This is a genomic window from Ardenticatena maritima (assembly GCF_001306175.1).
Lineage (GTDB): Bacteria > Chloroflexota > Anaerolineae > Ardenticatenales > Ardenticatenaceae > Ardenticatena > Ardenticatena maritima.
Genome location: NZ_LGKN01000003.1, coordinates 514706 through 527414 on the forward strand (window position 1 = coordinate 514706; position 12709 = coordinate 527414).

Genomic DNA, 12709 nt, shown 5'->3' on the forward strand with positions numbered 1-12709 from the left:
ATGTTTGAACCAACCTATCCCACGTGATACTCTTACCGGAGCATATGCGCGTGAAGGGTTGCCTGCACTCTGGCAAACCCTGGCGTCGCAAGGGTATATAGCGCTCTGCTTCTTCGACATTGATTACTTCAAAAGTATCAACGATGCTTTTGGGCACCACGTGGGCGATGAGGTGTTGCGGCACGTTGTATCTGTTGTGGGTGCCAGCGTGCGGCAAAACGATGTGCTTGTGCGCTATGCGGGCGATGAATTTGTGCTGCTGATGCCCGGAATTGGCTTGTCAGAAGCGCACCTGGTGGCGGAGCGGGTGTTAGCGGAGATTCAGGCAACCCCCTTTGTAGTGGATGGCCGCTCGATTTCCCTCACATTGAGCATGGGGCTTGCCCTCTTTCCAGAAGAGGGCGACACGCTTGAGCAGATATTGCGCCTGGCGGATGAACGCACGTTTTGCGCAAAGCAGGCGGGGCGTGCACAAGTTGTCTCGCGAGACGGCTACCATTCTTTTCGCCAGATGCTTGAAGCGGCGTGGCTTCGAGCGCATGAGGAAGCCGTCAACCGTTTTCGTGTGTGGTTGCTCAGTGAACGGAGCCCAATTTTTGAAATTGAAGGAGCAAAAGCAAGTGGATATGCACGCTTGGCGACCATGCTGGCGCGCATGGCGGTACAATCTGGTTGGCGTCTGCTTCATGCGCGTGCACTCCGAGCGGCACAGCCCAGGCAATATGCGCTCCTTTTTCAGTTGATGGAACAGGCTGGAGAGAAACCACTCTTCGGCATAGATGACGTATACGCTTGGGTGAAAAAACAGACAACCCCTGTGCTTTTTGTGATTGAGCAGATTGAGCATATAGATGCCGCCAGTGCTCACCGTTTACTTGAACTCTTGGAGTTGGTATCGCCTTCACGGTTGCGGATACTGACCACACGAACCCTCTCCCCAGAACGGCCTGTATTTCCAGCACACGTGCGGGTTCAGACCAAGCCGCTTGCTCCTGATGTACTCAAAGAGGTGCTTGTAGCCGAATTTGGGAACATAGCAGTAGAATGGTGTACCCCTATTTACACACTCACAGAAGGCGCTTTGGAAAACGTCGCAGCGTTTGCCCAGATTCTTCGCACGGGGCACCCACTTGATGAGCGCCGTCGTCGAGAAGGCTTGCCGGCTATCACCGCGCGCCGCGTGCAATATGCTTTGAAGCAGTGGGAGACGCGCAGCATTTCTGAACCGATTGTGCCAAACAGTTCCTCAGAGCAGGAATTTATTGCGCTCAACGCGTTTCATGCTCTGAGTGCACTTGGAGAAACGCACAAACGTATTGTTGTCAGTGGGGCAAAAGGGGTTGGCAAGAGCATGTTGCTTGCGCAAGTTGCGCGTGAGATTGCTGAGCGTGAGCAGAAGGCTTTGTTGGAATGCGCCTTGCCTTTTTCTGCTTCTCCTGAGATGCGTGCGAACGTCATACACGCGGCGTATATGCGCTTGCGACAAGAACCGTTGGGATATTTGTTGCCTATGGAGGTACAACATTTTGATGGTGTTGTTGCTCTCCTCAATGGTTCTGGAACACAGGAAGAGACGTTCGCTTTCTTGGAGTGGCTTGGCAATTTTTTGCCTCGCGCTCGTATCTTCGTGGAAACAAGACAGCTTTCGAGTGTGCCCGGCGACTGGTATCTTTTCAACGTTCAGACGTTGACGCCAGAAGAAGGCGTTTTCTTTTTGGAACAGCTGCAAGGTGCGCCATTTCCCGAACGTACCAGTGAATGGCTGAAAACAGCCATGCAAGTTGCCTCTATCACACCTGATTTGTTGAAACTATGGGGCGCGTATATCGAACAAAAAGGTATGACGGCTTTTATTGAATTGCTGAGTGGAGAGCGTATCGCTTTTGAGGGAGAGGGAACTCCCGATGCTGAGCAAACGATACTCGCGCATTTGGTTGATGCCCACTTGTATTATTGGCGTCATATTTTAGATGAGCCGACTCGCGATATCGTGCAGGGCTTGGCTGTTTTTGAAGGGGCGTTTACAGCGCAAGCGGCGCAACGTATTGTAGGGATTAGCCCCTTTCGTTTGCGAATGTTAGAAGCGCATCGCCTGGTCTATCGTGTAGCCCCAGGATATTTCAAATTGAATTATGTTCTACGCCAAATTATTCGGGAAACCCCCGCCTTTGCACGGGATATGCAAATGTATCGCTTACGCCATGCAGAATACTTTGCGGCCTTCGTGCAAACACATATTTCCACAAAAGAGCATTTAAAACTTCCACAAATTGAGTATGTTTTGCCTGATATTGTGGCTGCATGGGAATGGTCGCATGCTCATCAAAAGGTGGCGTTGTGGGATCCCGCTTTTGAGCCCCTTATGCGGTATTTGGGGGGGTATGAACGTTTGGATTTTATGCAGAAGATGTTACAAAGTGTTGAGTATATTCTCCAGGAAAAGCAAAAATTTCCCGTTTCAATGCAGGCAATGGTTTTGTACTTTAAGGCGATTTTAGAATATCGTCTTGGGAATGCTCAGGAAGCGCTTCGACTTTTTGATGCTACCGAACAAGCCTTGCAAAGATGGACGCCGGCAACATTGGAGGAGAACAACAAGCGGACGGGGTTCCATATCGAGCTCGGCATCAATCGCGTGTTCTACCTGATGGGAGAAGGGCGATTTGATGAAAGTGAGCAGCTAGCGCACAGATTGCTTGCGTCTGACTATGTTGCTCGGCATCTTGAGATTCGCATGCGTTTGATTACTGCACTCAGTGGTATTTATTTTTTGCGTCAGGATTTTCAAAAAACCGAGCATTATTTGCGGCAAGTCCTCTCACTGCTTGAGCAGGAGCAGTCAGATGTTCGATTTCGGGCAACCACATTGAACAACTTGGCAAGTGCGTTATACCACCAGGGAAAATTGCAAGACGCATTGAAAATGGCGCAGGAGTCGCTGGCGCTTGCGGAACAGATTCATTATCGAAGTGGTATCGTGAGTGTGCTGGATACTATCGCTGATATTCATCGTTTGTGCGGGGATTTTGCCCAAGCGGCATTTGAGTGGTATCGCGCACTCATACTGGCGCGTGAAATACATGCTTGGGTCATGTGCAACGAAGTTTTGGCTGGTATTGCGTGTTTATTTGAAGGTGCAGGGCATCACGATGAAGCCAGACAATTGGCGCGCGCGCTGACCATGGATACGCGCTCTGTTCATCTGGTGCATTCGCGTGTTGCGCATATTCTGGCAGCATCTGAACCATCTGACGAGATACCTCCAACAGTGGATGCACTGTTTGATGAAGTCTTATTGCGTTTGTGGCGTTTAGCGCATATGAAAGAGAAAGGTTTTTCATGATTGATGCATTGACAGGAGCATATACGCGGGTATTTTTGCGCGAGATATTGCCTCAGCAACTTGATGTTTGCAAAGCAGCCGGCAGTACGTTGGCTTTGTTTTTGATGGACCTTGACCACTTCAAAGTGATCAACGATTCCTTTGGACATGCACGCGGCGATGAAGCCTTGCGCGAATTTGCTCGCCGCATTCGCCACGTGTTGCGACGCGGAGATATCCTCTGCCGCTATGGCGGCGATGAGTTTGTTGTTGTGGCTGAAGGGCTCTCCCCGTCGGAAGCGAGTGTGTTGGGAGAGCGGATGCTGACCAGTGTTGCCGAAACACCGATTCCAGGGACACCCCCTCTGTCGCTCTCGGTCAGTATCGGCTTGGCGCTCTTCCCAGATGACGCTGACACGGTCGAAACGTTGTTGCAAGTGGCTGATACGCGGCATTATGAAGCCAAGCGGCGTGGGCGGGCGCAATTGGTGGGACCAGAGCAGGACGCGGAAACTGTTTCAGCGCGCTTTTACGCCAGCAGTCGCTTGATTGAACGTGATGCCCAGATGAGCGCTTTTCGCGCTTTTTTGCAGGCAATGCCCCAGGCACGGCGTGGGCTTTTTGCCGTACACGGCGAAGCCGGCTGCGGGCAGACCCGCTTTTTGCAAGAAACCGCTAAACTCGCACGCTTGCAAGGCTACACAACGCTTCATATTCACGCGCATGAACCACGCCGACACCGTATCTACGGCGCGTTTCTCTCGGCACAGCAACGCATCCCCAAACTGGCGGATACGTTTTTGGGGCGGCATCACGTTGCCGAAACAATTGAAGCATTTGTGCGTGATAAGCACGCCCAAGGCCTCTTCATCACGATTGACGGCGCCCATATGCTGGATTCCGGCTCGGTGCGCTCTCTCGTCTCTTTGTTCGAGAGCACTATCCCGCAAGTGGCTATCGCCTACGCGCCAGCCGCGCCGATGACGCTTCGGCTTCTCCGGCAACAGGCTCACTTGCGCGAGAGCGTGACCCTCGCACCGTTATCAAAGGCAGGTCTGACGGTATGGTTGCGACATGCGCTCTTGCACGAACCAGAGCACGCATTTGTTGAGTGGCTGTTTCAGGAAAGTGGGGGAAAACCCGCCGCTGCCTCTGCATGTTTGGAAACACTCTCCGCCTATGGGCTTTTAGCCTTCAATGGCGAACATTGGGTTGCTTCGCCCTATATTACCAAAGTCTCTTTAGATGCTTCTTTGAAGTCGCTTTTGTTTGCTGAACCCACAAAAAATTCCATACCTGTTGAAGCAAATACGTTCATTGGGCGCGCATCTGAAATCAAACACCTGACGCAACAGGTGCAAAACCACGCGTTTGTTTCCCTGGTTGGTCCCCCCGGTATTGGCAAAACGCGCCTGGCAAAGCAATTCGCCCGCGAATTGGTGGTGCAAACCGGTTGGCGCGCCATCTTCGTTGATATGCACGAGTGTGTAGACGCCCACCAACTGCCGTATGCCATTCTGCATGCGCTTGGCATTCAACCTGATACAGATGATGTGTGGCGGCAAGTGTATATGCTCTTGTCGGAGCATACGTCTCTCCTTGTCATTGATGGGGCTGATATTCACGAAGAGGTCCCCTCGCTGCTTGCCCGTTTGCAGGCCCATCTGAGCCAGGTGCGCATTCTGGCGCTTGCCCGCCAGCCGCTTGATGTGCCCGGAGCGTTTGTCTTTTTCCTGCCCCCCTTTGCTTTGCCGCCTGAGACCGCCGTATTGCACGAGATTGATCGTGCTGAATCTGTTTTGATGTTCATCCACGAAGCACGCGACGCATATGAGCGTTTCGCATTTGGAAAAGAGTGGCAACTCTGGCGCGACCTTGTCTTGTGTACACGTGGTATCCCTTTCCTCATTCGGCTTTTGGCAATGTGGGTGGATTTTCACACCCCTGATGAGTGGCATGCCATGTTGCAGACCTGCAAACAAGGTGCGCGCCCCTCGCCAACACCTGTATTGAATTTTCTTTGGGAGCAATTTTCAGCCGAAGAACATACGTTTTTGCGGCTTCTCGCGGCAGCGCCTGTCCCTATGTCATCGCAGTTGCTTCAAGAGTGTATCCACGTGACGCCCTTTTTTTTCTCCGCCTTGGTCGAGCGAGCGTTTTTGCACGTGGTTGGAAAACGCGCCGTCATGCACGAAATGTTTCGCGACTATATCCAGGCGCAACATGCGTCCCCTGAGCAGATGGAAGAATACCGCCGCCTGATAGCCCAGCGTGGCGCCAGGGCGCTTCCCGTTCCGCCGCAACACTATCACGCGGAGCAGACCCAGGCTTGGTTGCGAGCCATGGCGCTTGATGCGCCGTTTTGGAAGTGGTTGTTGTTCCATGTTGACTGGCTTGATGATGAAGAAGCGGCGCAGGTGATTGAGCGCCTTGCGCGTTGGTTTTTGACAACGGGGAATGTCACCGAAGGCGCCGACCTTTTTATGCGCGCGGCTGCACAAGTCGCCTCACCTTTTCAGCAGGCACATTTGCACGTTTGGCGTGCGCGTATGTTGCTGCACATGCGCCAACCACAAGCCGCATTGCCCTTGTTGGAAGAAGCCGCGCCTTTTCTGCGGGGGGCGCTTTTGGAAGATGCATTGCTGACACGCGCGGAAGCATTGTGGGCGATGGGGGCGCATGGACAGGTGCAGACCATTTTGTCCACCTTGAAGCCCCATCCAGAAATGCCGCTGCATATGCGCGCCCGGTTTTTCCTTTTGAAGGCGCGCGCCGCATTGCACAACCAGCATACAGAGTCGGCGGCCTCTCTGGCACAGCAGGCATTTCAGGCGGCTTTGCAGGGTATCGCCCCGCATGAGGTTGTTGAGGCAGCGGCGTTGTTGCATGCATTGCATCAAGAAGATGGCTATATCTTATCCGTGCGCGAATGGTTTTTGCGTGCCATTCAGTATGTGGAAGGCTTGGGGCATGTGTATGGGCGCGTCCAGTTGTATGAACAGATGGGCAGTCTCCTTCTCATCTGGCAAGAGTATGAACAAGCCGCGGCGCTCTACGCTCAGATTATACAAGACGCCTACCAGCGAATCAGTTATGCAACCCGTATGCGCCTTTTGTTGCGCTATACGCACACCCTCGCCTTGCAGCAACGTTGGCAGGAAGCCATGCTCAGCCTCTATCTTTTTGTTTCGCAGGGTGGTTTCCGTCTCATCACGGATGAGGCCATGCGCTGGATGGCAGTGTTGGTGGCCTTGGTCGTGCTGTGGCATGAAGCGACAAGAGATGAGCAAATGCAAATAGTGCATCTTTTGGCGAAAATCCCCACCGATATGATGGATGCAACAGCACATGTGCTTCGTGCACATGTGCGGATCCCTCAATCTGACGTGAAGCGTCCCGCTCAATCAGCCAAAGACATTTGGCGAGAGGTGGCGGTGTTGGTGGAGCGCCAGATGTTTGCAGATGCCCTGAATGGCGCAGAAAAGAACACGTCTGATACGTGAGAGTGCCACAAAAAACCCGAGGCACTCGGAAGCGCCTCGGGTTTGATGGGAGGGCGTAGCGGCTTAGCCTTGTGGTTCTTCATCCTGTGCTGGTGTTGTCTCCTCAGCCGATGGCTTGACCTCGCGTTGCCCGGTCCGTTCAGCGAATTCACTCAGCGTTTCGGCGGCTTTGCCAAGCAATGCGCTCATCGCTCGTGCAACGCCGGCCGCGAACGTCTCCGCCGCCCGTGCAACCTCTTCAAGCGTGGCTTTGGTCTCGCTGGCGACGGCTGCGCCTTCCCCTTCGGATGCTGCGGTATCGGCGGCGCGTTCACCGGAAGCAGCGCGTTGGGCGCGGACACGTTCCAGCGCCGCTGTCAGGCTTTCGGAGAAGTCGCGGAAGGTTTCCACCAATTCGCGCCGCCATTTTTCTTGCGTTTCGGGGTCGCGTACACGCTCAGCGGCTTTTGCGGCTTGTTCGCGCAAGCGTTGCACCTCCTCGCGTTTCGCCACATCCTCCACCAAATCCTCCAACTCATCCGCCAGGGCTTGCATCGCTTCACCAATTTGCTGACCCAACTCACGCAATTCGGCGACCACATCAATCTTGTTTTGCTGTTCGTCCCGGCGTTCCTCGCTCATCGTCTACCTCCTCTTTTCACGGTTGGCATTCATACACCCTTCACTTGACTACGCTTCAATTTTGAAGAAAGTTGCAAACTCCGCCAAACAGCGCGCCAAATCAACTTTTCGACGCGCCCAAACGTGCTACCATGCATCACATCAGCCAATCAGCAGGAGCAACCTATGACCGACCAAGCCACGTTTCAGCACGCCTTGCGTGCAGCGCAGGCGCGGGGCGACTTTGCCGAAATCGCCCGTTTGCACCACACCGCAGGCGACGAGGCGTTGCAGCGCCGCGAGCCAGAACAAGCCACCCACCATTTTGTGCGCGCGCTTGCCGCTTATAGCCAAATTGGAGACGTGCGCGGCGTAGGCGCGATGCATGTGCGGCTGGGGAACATCGCCTTGCAGCGCCAGCAACCCCACATCGCGACGCGCCATTTTCGGCGTGCGCTCTTTGCGTATGAAGAAGCCGGCCATGAAAAGGGCTTGGTGGGTGTCTATGTGGGGTTGGGGCACGTCGCCGCCATGCAGAACCGCATTGACGACGCCCGCGCCTACTACGATCGCGCCCTGGCTATTTTGCGGCGCGATTTGCCCGAAACACACCCCGCTGTCCAATCGGTTTTGCAACATCGCAATCATCTCCCTTCACAGGATGAAAAATGAGCATCACACCATTCAGACTTCTGGGACAACTGGAAAGCGGCGCCCCTATTGACCGTGAAACCGCCTATCGCCTGATTCGTGCAACCGGCGAAGAAGCCCTGGCACTCTTTCAGGCGGCGGCAACGTTGCGCACGCGCATGAAGGGGCGGCGCATCACCTACTCGCGCAAAGTCTTTATCCCGCTCACAAACTTGTGCCGCGACAAGTGCGCCTACTGCACGTTTGCCCGCGCCCCCAACGACCCCCGCGCCCACACCATGACTCTCGATGAAGTGCTGGCGGTGGCGCGGCAGGGGGCGGCGCATGGGTGCAAAGAAGCCTTGTTCAGCCTGGGCGACAAGCCCGAAGAGCGCCACGCCCGCGCCCGTGAAGACCTTGCCCGCCTGGGCTACGCATCCACGTTCGAGTATCTGCGCGCCATGGCGGAACTCGTGTTGGAAGAAACGGGGCTGTTGCCGCACATCAACGCCGGCATTCTCACACGCGAGCAAATGGCGGCGCTGCGCCCCATCAGTGCGAGCATGGGCATCATGCTGGAATCAGTGAGCGAGCGCCTGTTGGAGCGTGGGCAGGCGCACTATGGCTGCCCCGACAAGGTGCCCGCTGTGCGCTTGCAAATGCTGCGTGAAGCCGGTGAACTGCGCATCCCCTTCACTACCGGCATTCTCATCGGCATTGGCGAAACCCCCGAAGAACGGGTGGACGCCCTCTTCGCGATTGCCGACATTCACGCCACCTATGGGCATATCCAGGAAGTCATCATCCAAAACTTCCGCGCCAAGCCGGACATTCGCTTTGCCAACCACCCTGAACCTTCGGCGTTTGACATGATGCGCACGATTGCCGTGGCGCGTCTCATCCTGGGCGGCGAGATGAACATTCAAGCGCCGCCTAACCTCACACCCGACGCCTATGGCATGTACCTGTTGGCGGGCATCAACGACTGGGGGGGCGTCTCGCCCGTGACGCGCGACCACATCAACCCTGAAGCGCCCTGGCCCAAATTGACCGAATTGGCGCAAGTGACGTCGGCGTTTGGGTTTTCTTTGCATGAACGCCTCGCCATCTATCCCGAATTTGCCGCGCGACATGAATTTGTTGACCCACGGATGCGGGCGCACATTGAACGCTATCAGCATGCAATGGCGTAAACACCAGACCAGCACGAACTAGCCATGCAAAGGGCGTTGACAATTGGCAGAGAGGAGCCGACCCATGTTTGAAGTCTCTTCATTCGAGGCGTTGTTCCGCACCATTCAACCGCAAACGGCGTATATTTTGGAGAAGGCGCTTGAAGGGCGCGAAATTGAAGTCGAAGAAGGTGAATATCTGTTCGGCGTGCAAGGGGCTGACCTGTGGGCGCTTGTGGCGGTTGCCGATGAACTGCGCCGCCGTACCGTGGGCGACGTGATTACATACGTTCAGACGCGCAACATCAATTTCACCAACGTTTGCTACACAGGGTGCCGGTTTTGCGAATTTGGCAAGCCGCTGCATGACCCCGAAGCCTACACCTTTTCCATCGAGGAAGTCGTCGAGCGCGCCCGCCAAGCCCGCGCCTGGGGCTGTACCGAAGTCTGTATGCAGGGGGGGCTGAACCCCAAACTCCCCGCCACCATCTACTTTGAATTGGTCGAAGCCATCAAAGCCGCCGTGCCGGAGATTCACATCCACGCCTTTTCACCGTTCGAGATTCAGTACGGGAGCGCGCGCTTGGGGATATCGCACGAAGATTTTTTGCGCCGCCTCAAAGATGCCGGTTTGGGCAGTATTCCGGGCACCGCCGCCGAAATTTTGGATACGGATGTGCGCCGCCGCCTCACGCGCAACAAATTGAGCGCCGAAGCGTGGGTTTCCATCATCAAAACAGCGCACCGCGTGGGCTTGCGGAGCACGGCGACCATCATGTACGGACACATTGACACACCCGCGCATTGGGCGCGCCATCTGGATTTGTTGCGCCGCATTCAGCGTGAAACCGGCGGCTTCACCGAATTTGTCCCGCTGGGCTTCATTCACGAAAAAACATTGCTCTATCTGGAAGACGGCGCACGCCCCGGTCCCACAGGCATGGAAGATTTGAAAATGCACGCTGTGGCGCGGTTGATGCTCAACAACGATATTCCCAACATCCAGGTGTCGTGGGTGAAACTGGGCTACAAAATGGCGCAAATGTGCCTCTGCGCCGGCGCAAACGATTTTGGCGGTACGCTGCACGATGAACGCATTTCCAGCGCCGCCGGCACCACCGCCGGTACGTACACCAGCCCGGCAACGTTCCAGCGCCTCATCCGCGATTTGGGGCGCGTGCCCGCCGAGCGCACCACCCTCTACCAGATTTTGCAGGTGTACGCATGAAGCCGCCCGCCCGCTGGCAGGTGTACACGCCGCCCGAACAAGACCTTGCCGCACTGGGCGACCTGCCGCCGCTGATAGCGCGCCTGCTCCATCGGCGTGGCGTGCGCAGCGCCGCCGCCGTGCAGCGTTTTTTGGCGCACCAGCGCCCGCCGTTCGACCCGCTCAGCATGGCGGACATGCCCCGTGCGGTGGAACGTATTCAGCACGCTATCGCCACTGGCGAGCATATTGTGGTGCATGGCGATTTCGACGCGGATGGGATCACTTCTACCTTGCTCATGGGGCAAACCTTGCATGCGTTGGGGGCGAAGGTGCATGTGTACATTCCCCACCGCGTGGATGAAGGCTATGGGCTGAACCTCGACGCCATTCGGCGCATGGCCCAGCATGGCGTGCGGCTGGTGGTGAGTGTGGATTGCGGCATTCGGGCGCATGAGGCCGTCGCAGAAGCCGCACGCCTGGGAGTGGACATCGTCATCACCGACCACCACATTCCCGATGAAACCCTGCCGCCTGCTGTGGCGGTTGTCAACCCGCGCCGTCATGAGTGCCCCGGCGACCCCACACTGGCTGGCGTGGGCGTGGCCTGGATGCTGGCCTCCGCGCTGTTGGCGCAAGCGCCGTCCGCATCGCTTTCCGCCGATGCCTTGCTCGACCTGGTGGCGATTGGCACGGTGGGCGACATCGTGCCATTGCGTGGGCTCAATCGCGCGCTGGTGGCCGAAGGCTTGGAGCGCCTGCGCACCGCCCCGCGACCGGGCGTTTTGGCGTTGTTGCAACAGGCGCGCCGCGCCGCCCACACCCTCGACGCCGAAGCCCTGGCTTTTGTTGTTGTGCCGCGGCTCAACGCCGCCGGACGGCTCGACCACGCGATGCTCGCCTACCACCTTCTGCGCACCACCAACCCCGCCAAAGCCGCCGACCTCGCCGCCCGTCTGGAAGCCATCAACACAGAACGCCGCCGCCGCACCGACGCCCTCGAAGCCGAAGCCCTGGCGCACCTGGGGGACGACGACAGCCCGCTCATTGCGGTTGCCGGCGCATCGTATCATCCAGGGCTCATGGGGCTGGTTGCCGCGCGTTTGGCGGAACGCTTCCACCGCCCGGCGCTGGTCTTGCATGCGGAGGGGGATGAATGGCGTGGCTCGTTGCGCAATCCCCTTCCCAATCTCAACATCACCGCCGTGCTGGATGAATGCGCGCACCTGCTCAGGCGCTATGGGGGGCATAGCGCCGCGGCTGGCGTCAGTGTCGCCGCGGAGAACGCCGAAGCGTTCATGGCTTGCCTGCGCGAACATCTGGCGCTTTCGCTCTCCAAAATTGACATCACACCGGTATTGACCATTGACGCGCCGCTCGCGCCGCACCACATTACCCCGGAACTTCTCGATTGGCTTGAGCGCTTGCAACCCTTTGGCGAGGGCAACCCCGCTCCCGTTTTTCTTGCCACACGTTTGCAGGTGGAACTGCCTACTCTTGTCGGGCACGATGAACGCCACATTCGCCTGCGCCTGCGCGACGAGCAAGGGCGTACCTGGTCGGCTATTGCGTTCAATCAGGCTGAACAATGGCGCGCAGGCATGCCACCGTTTGTGGATATTGTCTATTCGATTGATACCAGCGCCAATCTCTTGTATGATGGCATTACCTTGCGCATTCTCGATATGCACCCATCGAAGGAGGATAGCCTATGAGCGCTGGACACCCGACCGTCCAAATTGCGCGCGAAACACTGGAACGGTTCTACAACGACGGTGTCATTCATGTGCCCGACATTGCCTTGCCGCCCGATTTGCCGGCGCGCGCCGGGGCTTTCGTCTCTTTGCATAAACGCGATACCGACGAACTGCGTGGGTGTGTGGGCACGGTTGAACCAACCCAAGCCACATTGGCGGAAGAAATCGCCATGAACGCACTTGCCGCCGCCCTGCGCGACCCCCGTTTTGTGCCTGTGCATCCGAGTGAATTGCCCAATTTGCGCATCAAAGTGGACGTTCTTTCACCCCCCGAACGTGTGGCCTCGCTTGACGACCTGGACCCGCGCCGCTACGGCGTGATTGTTCAGCAGGGGCTTCTGCGCGGCTTGCTCTTGCCCGACTTGCCCGGCGTGGACGACGTCGAAACGCAAGTTGCCATTGCCATGCAAAAAGCCGGTATTCGCCCTGGAACGCCGGTTGACCTGTACCGTTTTGAAGTGTTGCGTTTTTCCGAATGAAAACAGGGCGTTGCTTCTGCCCGTATTTTGACTATACTT

8 protein-coding genes are annotated in these 12709 nt (G+C 56.6%); 7 read left to right on the forward strand and 1 reads right to left on the reverse strand.

All coding sequences use genetic code 11. The features are described 5' to 3' along the window. The first annotated feature begins 4 nt into the window (after positions 1-4). Positions 5-3343 carry a diguanylate cyclase gene (locus tag SE16_RS02350; RefSeq protein WP_160316929.1) on the forward strand — a complete coding sequence of 1113 codons (3339 nt, stop codon included), beginning with the start codon at positions 5-7 and terminating at the stop codon, positions 3341-3343. Beyond that, positions 3340-6825 (forward strand): diguanylate cyclase, encoded by a 3486-nt coding sequence (locus tag SE16_RS02355; protein WP_054491887.1) that lies wholly within the window; start codon positions 3340-3342, stop codon positions 6823-6825. The genes SE16_RS02350 and SE16_RS02355 overlap by 4 nt, the downstream gene beginning before the upstream one ends. 63 nt (positions 6826-6888) lie before the next feature. On the opposite strand, the gene SE16_RS02360 is transcribed toward SE16_RS02355, so the two are convergent. Continuing rightward, positions 6889-7446, reverse strand: coding sequence for a hypothetical protein (locus tag SE16_RS02360; protein WP_054491888.1), 558 nt, complete (start codon positions 7444-7446; stop codon positions 6889-6891). 165 nt (positions 7447-7611) lie between these two features. On the opposite strand from SE16_RS02360, the gene SE16_RS02365 reads away from it, so the two are divergent. The 5 genes from SE16_RS02365 to amrA all read left to right on the forward strand — a co-directional run bounded on the left by SE16_RS02365 (position 7612) and on the right by amrA (position 12670). Then, positions 7612-8097: a tetratricopeptide repeat protein gene (locus SE16_RS02365; RefSeq protein ID WP_054491889.1), complete on the forward strand. Its 486-nt coding sequence runs from the start codon at positions 7612-7614 to the stop codon at positions 8095-8097. Further along, entirely contained in the window at positions 8094-9248 is a 1155-nt protein-coding gene (gene cofG, locus SE16_RS02370) for a 7,8-didemethyl-8-hydroxy-5-deazariboflavin synthase CofG (RefSeq protein WP_082373895.1), read from the forward strand. The genes SE16_RS02365 and cofG overlap by 4 nt, the downstream gene beginning before the upstream one ends. Positions 9249-9312: 64 nt before the next feature. Continuing rightward, positions 9313-10455, forward strand: a complete 1143-nt coding sequence (gene cofH / locus SE16_RS02375; protein WP_054491890.1) for a 5-amino-6-(D-ribitylamino)uracil--L-tyrosine 4-hydroxyphenyl transferase CofH — start codon at positions 9313-9315, stop codon at positions 10453-10455. Beyond that, positions 10452-12149: a single-stranded-DNA-specific exonuclease RecJ gene (gene recJ / locus SE16_RS02380; protein WP_054491891.1), complete on the forward strand. Its 1698-nt coding sequence runs from the start codon at positions 10452-10454 to the stop codon at positions 12147-12149. The genes cofH and recJ overlap by 4 nt, the downstream gene beginning before the upstream one ends. Beyond that, positions 12146-12670, forward strand: a complete 525-nt coding sequence (gene amrA / locus SE16_RS02385) for an AmmeMemoRadiSam system protein A (protein WP_054491892.1) — start codon at positions 12146-12148, stop codon at positions 12668-12670. Before recJ ends, amrA begins: the two co-directional genes overlap by 4 nt. Positions 12671-12709: the final 39 nt, after the last annotated feature.

Bases quoted from the DNA above. Each gene is read 5' to 3' on its own strand.
- SE16_RS02360 (WP_054491888.1), bottom strand. From the start codon at position 7,446: ATGAGCGAGGAACGCCGGGACGAACAGCAAAACAAGATTGATGTGGTC.
- amrA (WP_054491892.1), top strand. From the start codon at position 12,146: ATGAGCGCTGGACACCCGACCGTCCAAATTGCGCGCGAAACACTGGAA.
- recJ (WP_054491891.1), top strand. From the start codon at position 10,452: ATGAAGCCGCCCGCCCGCTGGCAGGTGTACACGCCGCCCGAACAAGAC.
- cofH (WP_054491890.1), top strand. From the start codon at position 9,313: ATGTTTGAAGTCTCTTCATTCGAGGCGTTGTTCCGCACCATTCAACCG.
- SE16_RS02355 (WP_054491887.1), top strand. From the start codon at position 3,340: ATGATTGATGCATTGACAGGAGCATATACGCGGGTATTTTTGCGCGAG.
- SE16_RS02365 (WP_054491889.1), top strand. From the start codon at position 7,612: ATGACCGACCAAGCCACGTTTCAGCACGCCTTGCGTGCAGCGCAGGCG.
- cofG (WP_082373895.1), top strand. From the start codon at position 8,094: ATGAGCATCACACCATTCAGACTTCTGGGACAACTGGAAAGCGGCGCC.